Raw genomic sequence first — 16,188 nt, 5'->3', positions numbered from 1 at the left:
GGGCATTGCGTGTTCCGGCCCGGTTTCCGGTGCTACTGCGCGGAAATCAGGTCAGCCAGGGAAGCCAGCGCCTCGGCGTCGCGGGTTCCCGGCGTCGCGTGGAAGACCACCAGTTGCACGCTGACCGGGCCGGGGATGTCGAGCTTGTCGCTGTGCAGATCCAGATTTCCGACCGCGGGGTGGCGGAAGCGGACGAGGTGACCGGTGCGTGGTTTGACCTCGTGCCTGGCCCACAGCTCCCGGAACTCGTCGCTGCCGGCGGTCAGGCCGGCGATGAGGTCGGCTGCGGCGGGGTCGGCGATGCCGGGGCCGAGCGCGGCGCGCAGGCCGGCGACGCCGTCGGCCGCCATCTGGTCCCAGTCGCGGCGGAGTTCTCGTTCGGCCGGATCGAGGAAAATCCCGCGGAGCAGGTTCCGGCCGACCGCGTAGTTCGGCGAAACCGCTGCGGCGACGGGGTTCGCGGCGAGTACGTTCGTGAGGCGGTCCTGCACGTACGCGGGGTTCGTCGCCCAGGTGGAGATCAGTTCGGCGATGCTCGCGGGCACGTGCGGCTCGGTTTGGCCGGGCCGGGCCGGGGCCGCGAGCTGATGCAGGTGCCGGCGGGACGCTTCGTCCAGGACGAGTGCCCGGGCCAGCGCGTCGAGCACCTGTGCTGACGGGTTCTGGTCGCGGCCCTGTTCCAGCCGGATGTAGTAGTCGCTGCTGATTCCCGCCAGGAGCGCGAGTTCCTCGCGGCGCAGTCCCCGCACGCGGCGCCGTCCGTTGTCCGGCAGCCCGACGTCGGCCGGGGAGATCCGTTCTCGCCGGGCGCGGAGGAAGCCGCCGAGGAGGTTGTCCACCGGGTCAGTGTATTTGATTCAGCAATTGATGTACTATTTCGGCTGTGCTGACCTCTGAGACTCGCGAACTGGCGCTCGCCCGGCTGGGCCGGGCGCTGGCGGACCCGACGCGCTGCCGGATTCTCGTGGGACTGCTGGACGGGGTGGCCTACCCGGCGCGGCTGGCCGCGGAACTGGAGCTGAGCAGGTCAAACGTCTCGAACCATCTCGCGTGCCTGCGCGGGTGCGGCTTGGTGGTCGCGACGTACGAGGGGCGGCAGGTCCGGTACGCGATCGCTGATCCGCATCTCGCGCACGCGTTGGCGGAGTTGACGCAGGTGGTTTTGGCTGTCGCGCCGACGGACGCGTGTGCCGACGAGGCGCGGGCGGCGCGATGACTGAGCCCGGTCGGGACTGTTGCGCGGATTCGCCCGGAGGCGAGACCTTGTCGCTGGCCGGCGCCCCGGCGGCGGATGCCGCGCGGCGGGCGGTCTTGCGGCGGCGGGTGCGATGGCTGGTCGCCGGGACGATCACGTACAACGTGGTCGAGGCGATCGTCGCGGTGTCGGCCGGGACGATCGCGTCCTCGTCGGCGCTCATCGCGTTCGGGCTCGATTCGGTCGCCGAGGTGCTTTCCGCGGTCGCGGTGGCGTGGCAGTTCGCCAGCGCGGATCCGGAACGTCGGGAGCGGGCTGCGCTGCGGGTGATCGCGGTGTCGTTCTTCCTGCTGGCGGCCTATGTCGCGATCGATTCGGTGCGGTCGCTGTTCGGCGCCGAGGCTTCGCATTCGACGGTCGGGATCGTGCTCGCCGCGGTGTCCTTGGTCGTGATGCCGGTGCTTTCCGGCGCGCAACGCCGGGCTGGGCGCGAACTCGGTTCCGCGAGCGCGGTCGCCGACTCCAAGCAGACGCTTCTCTGTACTTACCTCTCTGGGGTGGTGCTGGCCGGGTTGCTGGTGAACGCGCTGCTGGGCTGGTACTGGGCGGATCCGCTCGCGGCATTGGCGATCGCGGCGGTCGCGGTCCGCGAGGGGCTCGAAGCCTGGCGGGGCGAGCACTGCTGCTGATCGCGGGTCATGCGCTGCTGGATGACGCGCAAGGTCATGGCCAGCGCGACGAATGCGCCGATCAGCGTCAGTGCGGCGGCTAGATCGCTCACCTTGGCAGGCCTTTCTCCGGTTGGTCGTCTCAGATCGAGAGCATGACCTGGCGCGGCCCGGATTCTGCCGTCGCTCACGCTTCCTTGACTGCGCTCCAGCCGATGTTGATGCCATACCTGCCCTTCAGCAATCCGGACACGTGTCCGGTAAGCTGTCCGGACACGTGTCCGGATGAGTGTGAGGGGTAGGGAATGTCAGTTCTGGCGGGGAAGGTCGTGGCCATCACCGGGGCGAGCAGCGGAATCGGCGAGGCGACCGCGCGGCTGCTCGCCGCACGGGGCGCGGCGGTGGTCCTGGGTGCGCGTCGCGAGGATCGGCTTGACGCGCTGGTGAAGGAAATCCGCGCCGGAGGCGGTCGCGCACTCGCGTGCGGCACCGACGTGACCCGGCGCGCGGACCTGGATCGGCTCGTGGGCCGGGCGGTCGACGAGTTCGGCCGGCTCGACGTGCTGGCCGGCAATGCCGGGATCGCGAAACTGGGGCCGGTGGCGGACGGGGATGTCGAGGGATGGTCGGCGATGATCGAGGTCAACGTGCGCGGCGTGCTGAACGGGATCGCGGCCGCGCTGCCGGTGTTCCGGCGGCAAGGGCGGGGTCATCTGGTGACGACGGTGTCGACGGCCGGGTTGAAGATCGTGCCCGGGCAGGGGGTTTACGCGGGGACGAAGAACGCCGTGCGGACGATTCTGGAGGCGCTGCGGCAGGAATCCACGGACGGTGTTCTCCGGACGACGTCGGTGTCGCCCGGTTTCGTCCGGACGGAGCTGGCCGATTCGATCGACGATCCGGGGGAGCGGGAGCAGATCCGGCGGCGGGTCGAGGAGTTCGCGCTGGATCCGGCCGCGGTGGCGCGGGCGATCGCGTTCGCGGTCGAGCAGCCGGACGACGTGGAGATCGGCGACATCACCATCCGGCCCGCTGTGCAGAACTAGCGCGCGGGGGTCAGCGGCACGGCGGCCGGTAGCCGTCGATGAGGAGTTCGCGGAAATCGAGCGAGTTGGGGGTCTTCCCGACGAAGACCAGGCCGCGCGCCTCGGTCAGCGCGGACGCGAACGAATACTGCGGCTGGCCCAGTTCGGGAAGCCAGGTCCAGGAACCGGCGTCGAAGGGGAAGAACGTGCGGACCAGCTGCCCGCCGGTCGCGGGGATGCGGGTGAGCCATTTGTCGCCGCCGCTCCAGTGGGACGCGGGGCGCAGCTGGACGTAGAAGTCGTCGTCGGCGCTGTAGGTCAGCCAGAATCCGGCGGAATGGCCGAGGTCGGCCTGCGCGTCGAACTGGTTGCCCAGCCAGACCACGGCGACGTGCCATTCGTTGTTCTGGAAGACGATTTTCGCCGCGTAGCCGTCGCCTTCCGGGAGGAGCAGGCTCCCGGTGGACGGGACGGTGGTGCCTTCGCCGCTGGCCAGCCATTTCTGCAGCCGGTTGATCGACGGGGAGCTGCATTCGTCCCGCACGCCGACGCGGGCGTGCGCGGGTGCGCCCGGTGCGGCCTGCGCGGCTGGTGCGGAAAGCGGGGCCAGCAGCAGTACGGAAATCGCGGCGAGGACTGTGGTTCCGGCCTTGGTCCGGCGAGGTGCGGGCATGGCCGGGAAGCTACCAGCGGAAATTCCGGCCGGTCAGGGCCGATAGTCGCCTTCCAGGCAAATGGTATGGACCTTTTTCGGAAAGGACCAGACCACTGCCGGTTGCTGAGCTTTTCTCTTGGCGTGAACGCTTCCGTCCGGCGACCGAGGTGACTAAGGCGCAGCGGTACGCCGCGGCGAGGGAAGACGGGGACGACCGACCGGACTTGCACGGACACGAACTTCAGCCGATCTTCCAGGGCTGGTTCGGCAGACCTGCCCGGGACGTGCGTCGGTGCCTGGCCAGCGGCGCCGGCCCGGCAGTCGACGATCCGGTCAGCTACGCCTTCCTGGTCGTGGTACCGCGACCAGCCAGCTACGGCCCCGCCCGCGCCTGGCTGTCCGGCATCGGTGCCAACCCGCTGCGCCAGCACGCCCGGGGCCGGTACCGGCGGATGACCGCGTGCGACCACGGGCCCCAGGTCGTCGACGGTCCTGCCGGTCCGGTGGCTGGGCTGGCCGACGCGCAGGCGAGAGTCCGCGAACTGGCCGATCTCGCCCCGGGAGGTGGTGCTGGCCGATGAGGGAGAGCTAGATGCGGGCGAAATCAGTGCGGTACTCGACATTCCCGCGGGCACCGTCCGTTCCCCGGCCGCACCGGGTCGGGCGGCTGGTTCGATCCCGGGCCCCGCGCAGTCCGGAAGGAGGGCGCAGCGATGACCGTGGACAACGTCCGTCGGTTGTGGACGAACGACGAACCGGAGGAGGCGCTGAACTCGCTGCGCGCCGAGGAACTCGCCGACCAGCGGGCCTTGGCCGCCGCGAACGACGCCCTGCTGGACGACGCCCTGCTGGACGCGGGTGCGCTCGATCAAAGGAAAGAGCGTTCCTGTGCTCGAACCTCCGATCGCGGTCAAGGGAAAGCCGGTGTGCCGTCCCGGGCGGCGGTGGATCAGCGCGGCCGCCGCGGCGGTTGTCGCGTCGGTACGCCGGTGGCGATCATGGGGATGACGGCGACGGCGTGCCCTGGGCGGGGTCTGGCCGGAATGCCCGGCACTTGGGTACTCCGACCAGACCCCGGTCGGGGGAGAGCTGTCGCCGATCGTCCGGTCGACCGCTTTACCGACCGGGTGTCTCGCTGGTCAGCGACACCGCCAGGAGGATCAGAATGGCGGCTCCTCGCCCGCGCCGACTCCAGCAGACACGGGCGCAGCGCCCCAGGCGTCGCCGCCTGGCCCGCTCGTTTCGCTGCTGTTGCGGCTGACCTTGGTGACGCTGGCGGTCGCGTACCGCAGCGAAGGACCGATCTCGTCCACCTGCAGTTCGACGACGGTGCGTTTTTCGCCCTCCTTGGTCTCGAACGATCGCTGCACCAAACGTCCGGTGACCAGGACCCTCGCTCCCCGGGTGAGGCTCTCCGCGACGTTTTCCGCTGTCTGCCGCCATACGCTGCACCTGAGGAACAGGGCCTCGCCGTCCTTCCATTCGCCGGATTGCCGGTCGAGGGTGCGAGGTGTCGACGCGACCGTGAAATTCGCGACCGCCGCTCCGGACGGGGTGAAGCGCAGCTCCGGGTCCGAAGTCAGGTTCCCGACCACCGTGATGACAGTTTCTCCAGCCATGATCTCACTCCCTGGTGTTGTGCCGCCAAGTCCATGGCGACGGATCTGAGGATCGATTCCCATCGATCGTTTGCCTTGAATCAACCGCTCAGCACTGCTGAACAGGTGAGCGCGGTCGAGCCGGAGTGCCGCGCCTCTGGAGGCTCTGCCGTGGTCGTGGCAGGACTCGGCGGGGAGTGGCGGCGATGCCGCAAGAGGAGGGGCGACGGCGAAATACCGATCTCGGAGGCACCGCTGGACCGGGCCGGGTGAAGGTCGGTTCGGTGCCTGCGGTCAGGGTTCCGATGACGGTGCGGACGGTTCCTCCGGCCATGGTGACGGCTCCTCTGTTCGGTGCGGCCCCGGGAGCGGGTGCCGCTTCGGAAACCAGGAGACCATCCGGGTACGACAATTTCCGGGGGTTCGCGGTCACTCCATAGGGTGGTACTCGAAGCGGCGGGAGCGGTTCCCGCCGTTCGGCTGTTGTTCCGGGACGAGGCTGCGGGCGGCATGGTCGGCGGGACGTGGGGACGGGTGGCGGTGTGGGGATTTCGGTGGTGGGGCAGGGGATCGCGCCTGCGGAAGCCGGGGTGAAGTCCGGTGCGGCGGCGGAAAGCCGGGCGCAGCCGCCGGGGGATTGCTGTGGCGGGCCGTCGTCTTGGACGACTGGGGACAAATCCGCCCTCGGGACGGCCGCGGGGACTGCGAGCCCGTTGTGGTTCACCGTCGCCGGAGGGGCACGTGTTTTATCCGCGTTCGGACGTGGCCAACATGCAAGGCGTGCAATACGTGGGTCACCGATGGGAAGTCCTTTGTGGACCTCGACCGCGACGCGACGGAGCATGTTGTCTCGATGTCGGACGAGTACACGGTCGCGAACACCGCGAAGAACGGGCGTTATCGCCTCACCGCGACGTACGTCACCGACGCCGGGTGGCCGACTCTCCTTTCCCGTACGCGGTTTCGTTAGTATCAGGTTTACCTGCTCGCGGATCCGTCGATGGCGGGCGGCGCGGCGAACGACCCGGCAGCGTGGGACGGGACTGGGCTGACGGCGAGCGGGACGGAGGAGTTGTTCGGCGCCACCACGACTGTGGCGTCGGCATTGCGGGCTTCGGCGGGATTCGTCGTGCATGACAACGGATATTCCGGTGCCGCGAGCGATTGCCTGGTAGACTTGCGGGCACATCGAACTCTTGCGAATCAATTCGATTTCGCTGATTACAGCAATGTAGTCCGATGTGGACAGATGCCGGTTGAGCGGGGCACGACGTTCTCGGTCGCGCTCGGGTACGGGAGCGACGTCCAGGGCGCGGCGGCGGCCGCGGAAGGGCCGCTGGCGAGCGGGTTCGGCAATCTGGAGCGGGCGTATCGGCGCGGTTGGGAGGAGTATGCCGGCAGCTTGAAGGCGGCGCCGGGCAGTGTGGCGGGCGACGAGCGGCAGCGGAGGGCGTAGTGCGTCGTGCTGATGGCGTTGCACGCGGCGGAGGACAAGGCGCATCGCGGTGCGAGTGTCGCGGGCTGGTCACGCCGTGGGATCACGCCGTGGGGCGACGCCGTGGGGTCACGCAGTCGGGCGACGTCGTGAACGGTACGTGCTCAACGACGGGGTACCACCGCGTGTGGGGCCGGGACCAGTACCAGCAGAGGACCGTACTGCTCGCGACGGGCGACGCGGCGCAGGCGAAGCGGACGGCGCGGTTCCGGTGGTCCGCGCAGTGGATTTCCGCGTCCACCCAAGGCGACGGGACGACGTACCCGGCCGGCGCGTTTCCGCGGTACAGCCCGGTGAGCGGGGTCCAAGGGGCCACGCCGCGGCAACTCGGCTGGTGCGAGCAGCTGGACCAGGATTCCGACGCGATCATTCTCGCTGGGATGACCGGGGCTCACCGACGCGGCGACGTACGCGCGGGTCAAGGTGACGGCGGAGCACATCCGCACGAGCGGGCCCGCGACGACGGAGCGGTGGGAGGAGCAGGAGGGCCGGTCGCCGTCGTCGATCGCGGCGGAGGTGGCCGGGCTCGTCACGGCCGGGGCGATCGCGCGGGCGAACGGCGACCCGGCGGCGGCGCGGCAGTGGGAGTCCACTGCGGACTCGTGGCGGGCGCAGCTCGACAGCTGGACGCGGACGTCCGCCGGGTACCGGGGCGGCCACATGTATTACGAGCGGATCGACAGGGGAACCGACCCGGACGACGCCGGGCAGATCTGCTTCGACGAGGGCTGCTTCTCCGAGCACGACGTCACCGGCTTCGGGTTCCTCGACCTCGTCCGGCTCGGGGTCCGCGGGACCGGCCGATCCCGAGTGCGAGCTGGCCAGCGGGCGTCCGGCGGCGGTGTAGCTGAAGTCGATGGCGAACGACGGGTACTTCATTCCCGAGCAGGTGTGGGATCGCGCCGACGTCGCGTGCTTCGGGCTGGGCCGTCCGACCGGGAGCGCGGTGCCGTTGATGTGGGCGGAAGGCCAGTACCTCCGGCTCGCGCAGAACATGGACGCCGGGAAGAACCTGGAGACTCCGGAGGCGGTCCGGCAACGCTACGGCGGCTGACCCTGCCGTTCGCGACGACGGCGGCGACCAGGGCCAACCCGAGCCCTACGCCGGTCAGCACGGTGAACGGCTCGCCGAACCACACCGTGCCCCACACCGAGGTGACCGGCGCGATCAGGAACATCAGGCTGTTCACCGCCGTCATGCCGATCCGGCCGACGAGCAGCCAGTACAACCCGTACCCGCCGAAGGTCGCCAGCACGATCAACCACGTGAGGGCGAACCAGAAGTGTCCGGACGCGGGCGGAACCGCGCTCCCGGTCGCCAGTGCGAGGGCGGTGAACACGACCGCCGAGGTGGCGCAATGGATGGCCAGCGCGCGCAATGGGGGAGCGGGGACGCGAGCCCGGCGTTCGAGCACAGTGGAGGCGACCAGCCCGAGCATTCCGGCGAACGGGATCAGGTACGCCCAGGCGGGGGCGTGCGAAGCGGCGTCCGACCAGCTGACCAGGACCACGCCGACGAGACCCAGCGCGAGCCCGGACCATTGCCGTCCGCTCGCCGCGGCGCCGAGAAGCGAACCGGCGAGCGCGGCGGCCACCAGCGGTTGCACGCCGTCGATGAGCGCGGTGGTGCCGGTGCTGACGCCTTCGCCGATGGCCCAGTAAACGGTGAGCAGATAGCCGGACTGGGAGAGCAGGCCGATCAAGACGTGCCTGCCCAGCTCGCGAATCGAGCCGGGACGCAGAAAAGGCGCCAGCAGCAGGGCCAGCGGCAGGAACCGCCACATCAGCACGGTCGGCACGGACGCGTCCGCCGCGCCGAGCTTCGCGCCGATGAACCCGGACGACCAGCACGCCACGAACAGGACGGCGGCTGCGGCTATACCGATCTGTTTACCCATGACGCCGGACTATACAGATCGGTATACACTGGGGTCATGACGATCGACTGGACGCCGAAAGCGCGAGCGGTGCTGACCGCCGCGTCGGAGTTGTTCTACGAGCGCGGGATCCACGCGGTCGGGGTCGACGTCATCGCGGCGAAGGCGGGCGTCACGAAGAAGACGCTCTACGACCGGTTCGGTTCGAAGGATCGGCTGGTCGTGGAGTATCTGTCCGCCCGGGACGCACGCTGGCGGGAGTTCCTCGGAGAGTGGCTGGAGAAGGCCGGAACGACGCCGCGGGAGCGGCTGGCGGCGGTGTTCGACGCGTCCGAAGCGTGGGCGGAGAAGTACGGCGGCAAGGGCTGCAGCATGATCAACGCGCACGCGGAGATCAGCGATCCGGCGCGTCCGGCGTACGCGGTGATGACCGAGAGCAAACAGTGGCTGCTCGGCGTCCTCGTCGAAGTGGCCGAATCGGCGGGTGTTTCGGAGCCGCACAAGGTGGCCGAGCAGATCATGCTGCTGCACGAAGGCGCGATCGTGATGGCGGGAATGCGGGTTGCCGAGAACATCTTCGCGCGCGCGGCGGAAACGGCGGCGGTGCTGCTGGGCTGAACTGTCAGCGCGTCGAGCGGATCTTCTCGTAATGCCGTGCGGCGCGAGCCCGGTTGCCGCAGGCGACGGAGCACCATTCGCGGCGCGGATGCGTCTTCATGAAGTAGAGCACGCAGCCCGGCGCGTGACAGGCGCGCAGCTTCGCCGCGTCCGGTCCGCCCAGCAGTGCGATCGATTCTCGTGCCACGCGGGCTAATCCGGCGACAACCGGCGAAGTGCCGCGCGAGGAGCTTTCCCGCAGTTTCCCGGCCGCGAAGGTCAGCTGGGGGACTGGCAAGCGGGTCACGAGGTCGTTGAGATCGCCGAGTGCGGTGTCCAGATCGACGGTGGGGGACTGCCTGTCGTCGGCGGTGACCTGGGCGGCGAGACGGCGGACGGCGTCGCGCAGCCGTCGCGCCAGTGCGAGTTCGGCGGCGGACGACCGTGAACCGCGCTCGATGCCGACCTCGTCGAGCCACGCGTCGAGGTCTTCGCGGGTGCGGAGGTCGTCGTGGAGCCCGCCGGTGTCGGCCCAGACGGTCGCCATCAGGCGGACTGGCACGACCTCGTCCGGCAGCATGCCCATGGCCGAGACGATATCACGGATGGAATGGGTTGCATCCGTGAGAAGCGACTGCTAGAACTCCTCACGGAACCTCCTGGTGAAACCCGTGAGAAAGGGAGGCTGCGATGAGCCCGGCGATCCAGCAGGCGTTCCACTCCGGCGAGCTGGCCGTCCAGCGTGCGGCGGGAGTCGAACGCCAGGCCGCGCGCCTGTCCCGGATGGCTGAACCGGCCGGGATTTCCGCGGGAATGGCGGGATTCCTGGCCGAGCGGACATTCCTCGTCCTGACCGGACGCGACGCGGGCGGGCGATTGTGGACCTCGCCCGTCACCGGCCCGCCCGGGTTCTTGGCGGCCAGGTCGGCGACGACGCTCGCGATCCACCGCGTGCTGCCGGAAGGCGATCCGCTGCACGGGCTCCCGGCCGGGCAGCTGCTCGGCATGACCAGCATCGAGTTCGCGACCCGCCGCCGGGTCCGGATCAACGGCACTCTTTCGGCCGCCGCGAAAGACCACCTGATCGTGGAGGTCGAGCAGGCGTACGGCAATTGCCCGCAGTACATCCAGCAGCGGACCCTCGCGCAAGACTTCGAGCCAGCAGCACCAGCGGCGGAACGCACCGAGCTGAGTCCCGGCGACATCGAGCTGATCCAGGAAGCCGACACGTTCTTCCTCGGCACCGTCAACCCCGCTCACGGCGCGGACGCGTCCCATCGCGGCGGCGCGCCCGGATTCGTCCGCTTCGAGGGAAATGCCCTGCGGTGGCCCGATTATCCGGGAAACAACCTCTTCAACAGCCTCGGCAACATCGCCGCGAACCCGGAAGCCGCGCTGCTCTTCTTCGACTTCGCCACCGGCCGCATCCTCCAGGTCTCCGGCACCGCCGCGATCGAATGGGGCGAAGCGGGCCGCTCGGGCGACGACGGCTACACCGGCCGGATCCTCCGGTTCGCAGTGCAGTGTGTCGTCGAGGGCCGTCCAGTGACTCGGCAGGTCGCGCACACGCCGTACCCGCGCAATCCCCAGCTCATCAAGTGAAAGGACCTCTGTCATGACCGAATCGCGGCCCCCGTTCCCGCCGTTCGACCTCTCCGCCGCGCTGCAGAAGGTCCAAGCCGCCGAGGACGCGTGGAATACGCGGGACCCGGAGAAAGTCTCGCTCGCGTACACGCCGGATTCCGTGTGGCGCAACCGCGACACGCACCTGGCCGGCCGCGCCGCGATCGTCGAGTTCCTCGCCGCGAAGTGGGAGCGCGAGCAGGACTACGCGCTGCGCAAGGGACTGTGGGGCTTTCGCGAGAACCGCATCGCGGTCCGGTTCCAGTACGAGAGCCGTGACGCGGACGGGCAATGGTGGCGCAGCTACGGCAACGAGCTGTGGGAGTTCGCCGAGAACGGCCTGATGAGCCGGCGCGAGGCGTCGATCAACGACCGGCGGATCGAGCAGTCGCAGCGGCGCGTCTTCGGGCCGCGGCCGGAAGCGGAGCGCGGGGCCGGCTTCCCGCTGTGGTGAAAGAGAACCCGGCCGTCCTTCCGGTGGTATCGGAAGGACGGCCGGGCCGGTGCCGCGTTCGCGGGGATGGGGGAACGCGGGCTCCGCTCAGGCGCCGGTGCGCGCCTGCCGTTTGCGGGACACGAGCCGCCAGCCGACGGCGAGCACCACGACGATCGCCGGGATCGAGTAGAACGCGATCTTCTCGGCCCCGTCGGAGAATCCCATCAGCACCACGACCAGCACGAGGAATCCGAGCGTGGCCCAGCCGGTGTAGGGCGCGCCGGGCATGCGGTAGCCCGGCCGCTCCAGTTCGCCGCGCAGCGCCGCCTGGCGCATGCGCATCTGGGAGAACACCAGGGTCGCCCAGGTGGCGACGACGCCGAGCGAGGCGATCGCGGTGGCGATGTCGAACGCCTCCGAGGGCACGATGTAGTTCAGCACCACGCCGAGCACGTAGGCCACCGACGTGAAGAGAATGCCGCCGTAGGGCACGTGGCGCGAGTTCATCTTGCCGACGAACTTCGGCGCTTCGCCCTCGTCGGCCAGCGCGCGGAGGATGCGGCCGGTGGAGTACAGGCCCGAGTTGCACGAGGAAAGCGCGGCGGTGAGGACGACGGCGTTCATCACGTCGCCGATGCCGCCGATGCCCAGGCGCGAGAACACCGTGACGAACGGGCTTTCGCCGCCGTTGTAGAACGGCCACGGCATCAGCATCGCCAGCAGCAGCACCGAACCGACGTAGAAGACGCCGATCCGCCACACGACGCCGTTGATCGCCTTGGGCAGCACCTTGCGCGCGTCCTTGGTCTCGCCGGCCGCGATGCCGACGACCTCGATCGCGGAGTAGGCGAACACGACCGCCTGCAGCGTCATCAGCGCGATGCCGACGCCCGCCGGGAAGAACCCGCCGTGGTCGGTCAGGTTGTGCACGCCTGCGGTGGCGCCGCCGATGTTCGCCCCGGTGAACACGAGCCCGAGCGCGGTCACCAGGAACACGATGATCGCGAGGACCTTGACGACGGAGAACCAGAACTCCAGTTCCCCGAACAGCTTCACGCTCAGCAGGTTGACCGCCATGAGCACGCCGAGCGCGACCAGCGCGGTGATCCACTGCGGCACGTCCGGCAGCCACTTGTGCACGTAGATCGCGACCGCGGTGATCTCCGCGATCCCGGTCATGGCCCAGTTCAGCCAGTACATCCAGCCGGACACGAACCCGGCCCACGGGCCGATGAACTTGCGGGCGTAGGTCACGAAACTGCCGGAGCTGGGCTGGTGCAGCACGAGTTCGCCGAGCGCCCGCATCACGAAGTAGGCCGCGATGCCGCACAGCGCGTAGGAAAGGACCAGCGACGGCCCCGCTTCGTGGAGCCGCCCGCCCGCGCCGAGGAAGAGCCCGACCCCGATCGCCCCGCCGATCGCGATCATCTGCACCTGGCGATTGCCCAGTGCTTTCGTGTAGTTGTCGCCCTCTTTGGCGACCACTGTGGATTCCATGGTTGCGTGACGCTAGCGGTACCGCACCGCGTGACGCAGCACACCTAGGCTGGACTTAAGGTGTGCTCCAGATCACCGTGGAGGAACCGGGCAAACCAGGCGGGGCCCGGTTGACTTCCGGAAATCGCGCCGGAGCTGCGCGGATGTCCACGGTGGACGGTCCGGCCGGAGACTTTCGGGTAATCCGGGGCGTCCTCAAGGGTATCCGGGCCGGGAAGCGCGCCGCAGTCGCCGGATCGGGCGACGACGGAGCGCGGCGGCTGTTCCACAGTGGACGGAAGCGCGCGGCGCGGCGGGCCGAGGCACCCGGACCCGGAATTCTCCCGGAGCCTGGCCTCACGTGCGATGACGCGGCGGCGCTGGGCCGCTTCACGGCGGAAATACGCCGCGACACTAAACTCCGCGCCGTGCCGACCCCAGATTCCGACGCCGCCGCAAGCACGCGAGCCGGCCACCGTTGGCTCATCATCGGGCTCGGGCTCGTTTCCGCGCTGGCCGCGGTGCTGTTCACCGTCGCGCCGGTGAACACCGGGACAACGACCTACCGCTGGGACGGCGCGCAGGACACCGCGCTGCCGTTGTACCCGTACCATCCGGCCAAGCTCGACGCGACTGTCCGATGCGCCGACCCGAACGGGTTGTTGCTCGCGACGACCCCGCCGAACGGCAAGCAGGGCGCGGAGCCCGTCGCGGGCGGGCTGGAGATCCGGGCGGTCGACGGCACGGTCAGAGCAGTACTCGGTGGCACGGAACTGTTTCGCCAACGTGCCGGCGGCGACTGCACGTTGACGGTGCACGCCGACGGCGAAGGCACCACTGTCGGCACCGCCAGGACGACGGGCAGGCCGATCGTCACCGGGCTGTACACCGAGCATCCCGGCACGGTTTCCGCGCAGATCGAACCCGACACGCGATGGGTCAGCACGCCGGGCGCGGCGAAGGTCGCGCTCGGCGTGGTGTCGCTGCTCGCGCTGCTCGGCTTGATCGTGCTGCTCATCCGGCGCGATCGGGGAGCCGCACGAGGGGTCCGGCTGCTTCCCCGGCGGGCGTGGGTGCCGCGGCCGGCGGACCTCGTCGTGACCGGGGTGCTCGGAGTCTGGTCCGTCGTCGGCGCGCTCACCGTGGACGACGGGTACATCTCGACGATGCTGCGCGCTCGCGAGACGAGCGGGTTCACCGGCAATTACTTCCGCTGGTTCAACGCGCCGGAAGCACCGTGGGGCTGGTATTACGAGCTGTACGCGCTTCTCGGCCGCGTCACGCCCGCCATGGTGTGGATGCGGCTGCCGTCGGTGCTGCTGGGGCTGGCGTCCTGGTTTCTGATCGATCGCGTCGTGCTGCCGCGGCTGGTGAACCGGCCGGCCCGGTGGACCCGCTGGTCGGCCGCGGCCCTTTTCCTGGCCTGGTACGTGGCCTTCGACGTCGGGCTGCGGCCGGAGCCGTGGATCGTGTTCGGCTCGCTGGCGGTGTTCGCGCTGGTCGAACGCGCCGTGGCGACCGGTGCGGTGACGCCGGTCGCGGCCGGGCTGGTGGTCGCCGGCGCCACCGCGACGACGAACCCGCTCGGGATCGCGGCGTTCCTGCCGTTCATCGCCGGAGTGCGCCCCCTTGTCCGGCTGGTGCGCAGGAGCGGCGACCTGCGCGTGCTCGGCACGGTCGCGGTGGTGGTCGGCGCCGGTGCCAGCGCGCTCCTGACGGCGTTTTACGACCAGCCGCTGACTGCCGTCCTGGAGTCGACCGCTGTCCGGCAGAAGATCGGGCCGGATCTGCCGTGGCAGAGCGAAATCAACCGGTATGCCACCTTGCTCGACCCGTCGGTGGTCGAGGGCGCGCTGAACCGCCGGGTGCCGGTGCTGCTGATGCTCCTGGCGATGGCGCTGACGGCCGTGCTGCTGATCTGGCGCCGCGCGCCGGGACTGGCTGTCGGGCCTGCCCGCCGCATGGTCGTCATCAGTGTCCTGTGCCTGGTCGTGCTCGCGTTCACGCCGACGAAGTGGACCCACCACTTCGGCGCGCTGGCCGGATTCGGCACGGTGGTCATCGCGATGCTGGTGCACACCGTCGCACGCGGAGCGCTGTCCTCGGTGTGGGCACGGGCGGCGACGCTGGGCTTGGTCGCGGCGACGACGTGGCTGGCCTGGTCCGCGCCGAACTGGTGGTGGATGCAGTCCGACTACGACGTGCGCTGGGGCGACACCGTCCCCACGGTCAAGGGAGTGCGGCTGGCGGATCTGGCCCTCTGGGCCGGGTTGGCGGTCGCGCTCGCCGGCGTGGTCGCCGGGGCGTGGCAGAGCGCGAGGCACCGGGCCGGGGCGGGGCGGGCGCCGCGCTGGCTGCCGAGGTCGGGCTGGGTGATCGTCGCGGTGGCGGCCGCTACGGTGGCGGTCGAGGTGGTCGGGCAGGCGCAAGCGGTGAAGCTGCGCTGGGGCACCTACTCGGTCGGCCGGTCGAATCTGGCTTCGCTGGGCCTCGCGGCCGGAGCCGGCCATGCCGGGAACGCCTGCGGTGTCGAGGACTGGCTGGACGTCGAGCCGGACATCGGCGCCGGCGTGCTCCGGCCGTCCGCTCCGGCCTCGGCGGAAGGGTTCGCGACGAACACCGCGTTCCCGCCGGACTCCCCGCCGCGGGCCCCGTTCGGCAGCGACCCGGAGCATCCGGCGTGGAGTTCGTACGGGTCGCCGTCGCGGACCGGCACGCTCGTCACCGGGTGGTACGACCTGCCCGCCGATGCCGGGTCGCCGGATTCGCCGCCGGTCGTGATTTCCCGCGCCGGGCACGGGAAAGTGCGGGTGTCGGTGGAGTTCGCGAAAGCGGACGGGACCGTGCTGGCGACGGTGCAGGCCAAAGCGGACGACACCGGGAAGTGGCTCGACGCGCGCTTCGATCCCCGCTGGCAGGCGCCAGGGGCGCAGCGGGTCCGGGTCGTAGCGCGGGACGAGGACCCCGGTCCGTCGGGCTGGGTCGCGGTCACCGCGCCCCGGATTCCGCGGCTGAGGCCGCTGACGAACGTGATCCCCGCGGACGAGCCGGTGACATTGGACTGGACCAACGCGTTCGTCGTGCCGTGCCGCACCCCGGCCTCCTTGGCGGACGGCATCGTGCAGCCGGTCCGCTACCGTTTCGCGCCCGGCCAGGACGCGCAGTCGCTGGTCGGGGTTTCCTACTCCGCGGACGCCGGGGGGCCGTACGTGCCGCTGTACGCCGACGCGAAGGCGACCGAACTGCCGACGTACCTTCGCGGCGACAAAGTCCGGGAGCCGGTCGCGGTGTTCCGGTTCGACTACCCGGTGGCGATGCGGGGACTGACCGTCGAACACGGCACCCGGTCGACGTCGGGACTGGCGAAGCAGACGGCCGTGCTCGACGCGAAGCCCGGCGGCAGCGGGTAGTCGCGCGGCCGCGGCCCTGAGAGCGGCTGGCACACCGAGCTTCCGGAGCCTGTGCGGGGCGGGACGCGGGGCGTCCCGCTGCCCCGCCCCGCGGTCGATCGACTTCTGCCGGGCCGGTCCGGGTATCCCGGGG

The 16,188-nt window shown here is 70.1% G+C and carries 14 protein-coding genes and 3 pseudogenes; 11 read left to right on the top strand and 6 right to left on the bottom strand.

What is annotated here, in order from left to right; all coding sequences use genetic code 11:
- Positions 1-32: 32 nt before the first annotated feature.
- A complete protein-coding gene (locus BM362_RS26910) occupies positions 33-839 on the bottom strand; it encodes a helix-turn-helix transcriptional regulator (protein WP_093575025.1) in 807 nt (268 codons plus the stop codon).
- A 44-nt stretch (positions 840-883) separates the two neighbouring features.
- On the opposite strand from BM362_RS26910, the gene cmtR reads away from it, so the two are divergent.
- The 3 genes from cmtR (at position 884) to BM362_RS26895 (ending at position 2,909) form a co-directional block, all read left to right on the top strand.
- Positions 884-1,216 carry a Cd(II)/Pb(II)-sensing metalloregulatory transcriptional regulator CmtR gene (cmtR, locus tag BM362_RS26905; protein WP_093575024.1) on the top strand — a complete coding sequence of 111 codons (333 nt, stop codon included), beginning with the start codon at positions 884-886 and terminating at the stop codon, positions 1,214-1,216.
- Positions 1,213-1,884, top strand: coding sequence for a cation efflux transmembrane domain-containing protein (locus BM362_RS26900; protein ID WP_093575023.1), 672 nt, complete (start codon positions 1,213-1,215; stop codon positions 1,882-1,884). Before cmtR ends, BM362_RS26900 begins: the two co-directional genes overlap by 4 nt.
- Before the next feature lie 284 nt (positions 1,885-2,168).
- Positions 2,169-2,909, top strand: a complete 741-nt coding sequence (locus tag BM362_RS26895; protein WP_067588904.1) for an SDR family oxidoreductase — start codon at positions 2,169-2,171, stop codon at positions 2,907-2,909.
- Between the two features lie 10 nt (positions 2,910-2,919).
- On the opposite strand, the gene BM362_RS26890 is transcribed toward BM362_RS26895, so the two are convergent.
- A complete protein-coding gene (locus BM362_RS26890; RefSeq protein WP_093575022.1) occupies positions 2,920-3,561 on the bottom strand; it encodes a hypothetical protein in 642 nt (213 codons plus the stop codon).
- Between the two features lie 149 nt (positions 3,562-3,710).
- Here BM362_RS26890 and BM362_RS26885 point away from each other — a divergent pair, with 149 nt between their 5' ends.
- Positions 3,711-4,124, top strand: coding sequence for a hypothetical protein (locus BM362_RS26885; RefSeq protein WP_093575021.1), 414 nt, complete (start codon positions 3,711-3,713; stop codon positions 4,122-4,124).
- 579 nt (positions 4,125-4,703) lie between these two features.
- Here the strand turns inward: BM362_RS26885 and BM362_RS26880 are convergent.
- A complete protein-coding gene (locus BM362_RS26880; RefSeq protein WP_067588900.1) occupies positions 4,704-5,162 on the bottom strand; it encodes a single-stranded DNA-binding protein in 459 nt (152 codons plus the stop codon).
- Between the two features lie 503 nt (positions 5,163-5,665).
- Between BM362_RS26880 and BM362_RS50025 the strand changes: the two are divergent.
- From BM362_RS50025 to BM362_RS50355, 3 pseudogenes are all read left to right on the top strand, one after another.
- Positions 5,666-5,836 (top strand): annotated as a pseudogene (locus BM362_RS50025) (hypothetical protein); the annotation flags it as partial.
- A gap of 20 nt (positions 5,837-5,856) precedes the next feature.
- Positions 5,857-6,597: pseudogene (locus tag BM362_RS49320) on the top strand (hypothetical protein).
- Between the two features lie 462 nt (positions 6,598-7,059).
- Positions 7,060-7,263: pseudogene (locus BM362_RS50355) on the top strand (glycoside hydrolase family 15 protein); the annotation flags it as partial.
- Between the two features lie 248 nt (positions 7,264-7,511).
- Here the strand turns inward: BM362_RS50355 and BM362_RS26865 are convergent.
- The gene (locus tag BM362_RS26865) at positions 7,512-8,534 is read right to left on the bottom strand and encodes a DMT family transporter (RefSeq protein WP_093575018.1); all 1,023 of its coding nucleotides are present in this window, start codon (positions 8,532-8,534) and stop codon (positions 7,512-7,514) included.
- Positions 8,535-8,570: 36 nt separating this feature from the next.
- Between BM362_RS26865 and BM362_RS26860 the strand changes: the two genes are divergently transcribed.
- Entirely contained in the window at positions 8,571-9,131 is a 561-nt protein-coding gene (locus tag BM362_RS26860; RefSeq protein WP_093575017.1) for a TetR/AcrR family transcriptional regulator, read from the top strand.
- Positions 9,132-9,135: 4 nt separating this feature from the next.
- Here BM362_RS26860 and BM362_RS26855 read toward each other — a convergent pair whose 3' ends face one another.
- Entirely contained in the window at positions 9,136-9,696 is a 561-nt protein-coding gene (locus BM362_RS26855) for a CGNR zinc finger domain-containing protein (protein ID WP_093575016.1), read from the bottom strand.
- Positions 9,697-9,800: 104 nt separating this feature from the next.
- On the opposite strand from BM362_RS26855, the gene BM362_RS26850 reads away from it, so the two are divergent.
- Both BM362_RS26850 and BM362_RS26845 read left to right on the top strand, forming a co-directional pair.
- Entirely contained in the window at positions 9,801-10,712 is a 912-nt protein-coding gene (locus tag BM362_RS26850; RefSeq protein ID WP_093575015.1) for a pyridoxamine 5'-phosphate oxidase family protein, read from the top strand.
- Positions 10,713-10,725: 13 nt separating this feature from the next.
- Positions 10,726-11,187 (top strand): nuclear transport factor 2 family protein, encoded by a 462-nt coding sequence (locus BM362_RS26845; RefSeq protein WP_093575014.1) that lies wholly within the window; start codon positions 10,726-10,728, stop codon positions 11,185-11,187.
- Between the two features lie 87 nt (positions 11,188-11,274).
- Here the strand turns inward: BM362_RS26845 and BM362_RS26840 are convergent, their stop codons facing one another.
- On the bottom strand, positions 11,275-12,666 hold the full coding sequence (locus BM362_RS26840; RefSeq protein WP_093575013.1) for an amino acid permease: 1,392 nt from the start codon (positions 12,664-12,666) through the stop codon (positions 11,275-11,277).
- Between the two features lie 407 nt (positions 12,667-13,073).
- On the opposite strand from BM362_RS26840, the gene BM362_RS26835 reads away from it, so the two are divergent.
- Positions 13,074-16,055, top strand: coding sequence for an arabinosyltransferase domain-containing protein (locus tag BM362_RS26835; RefSeq protein ID WP_093575112.1), 2,982 nt, complete (start codon positions 13,074-13,076; stop codon positions 16,053-16,055).
- Positions 16,056-16,188 lie beyond the last annotated feature (133 nt).

The organism is Amycolatopsis rubida, from assembly GCF_900115345.1.
GTDB classification, from domain to species: domain Bacteria; phylum Actinomycetota; class Actinomycetes; order Mycobacteriales; family Pseudonocardiaceae; genus Amycolatopsis; species Amycolatopsis rubida.
This window is presented reverse-complemented; position numbering and strand designations above follow the sequence as displayed.

What these genes read in the sequence shown, in the direction of transcription:
- BM362_RS26840 (WP_093575013.1), bottom strand. Translation starts at nt 12,666, where the DNA reads ATGGAATCCACAGTGGTCGCCAAAGAGGGCGACAACTACACGAAAGCA.
- BM362_RS26860 (WP_093575017.1), top strand. Translation starts at nt 8,571, where the DNA reads ATGACGATCGACTGGACGCCGAAAGCGCGAGCGGTGCTGACCGCCGCG.
- BM362_RS26850 (WP_093575015.1), top strand. Translation starts at nt 9,801, where the DNA reads ATGAGCCCGGCGATCCAGCAGGCGTTCCACTCCGGCGAGCTGGCCGTC.
- BM362_RS26865 (WP_093575018.1), bottom strand. Translation starts at nt 8,534, where the DNA reads ATGGGTAAACAGATCGGTATAGCCGCAGCCGCCGTCCTGTTCGTGGCG.
- BM362_RS26890 (WP_093575022.1), bottom strand. Translation starts at nt 3,561, where the DNA reads ATGCCCGCACCTCGCCGGACCAAGGCCGGAACCACAGTCCTCGCCGCG.
- BM362_RS26880 (WP_067588900.1), bottom strand. Translation starts at nt 5,162, where the DNA reads ATGGCTGGAGAAACTGTCATCACGGTGGTCGGGAACCTGACTTCGGAC.
- BM362_RS26900 (WP_093575023.1), top strand. Translation starts at nt 1,213, where the DNA reads ATGACTGAGCCCGGTCGGGACTGTTGCGCGGATTCGCCCGGAGGCGAG.
- BM362_RS26845 (WP_093575014.1), top strand. Translation starts at nt 10,726, where the DNA reads ATGACCGAATCGCGGCCCCCGTTCCCGCCGTTCGACCTCTCCGCCGCG.
- BM362_RS26895 (WP_067588904.1), top strand. Translation starts at nt 2,169, where the DNA reads ATGTCAGTTCTGGCGGGGAAGGTCGTGGCCATCACCGGGGCGAGCAGC.
- BM362_RS26855 (WP_093575016.1), bottom strand. Translation starts at nt 9,696, where the DNA reads ATGGGCATGCTGCCGGACGAGGTCGTGCCAGTCCGCCTGATGGCGACC.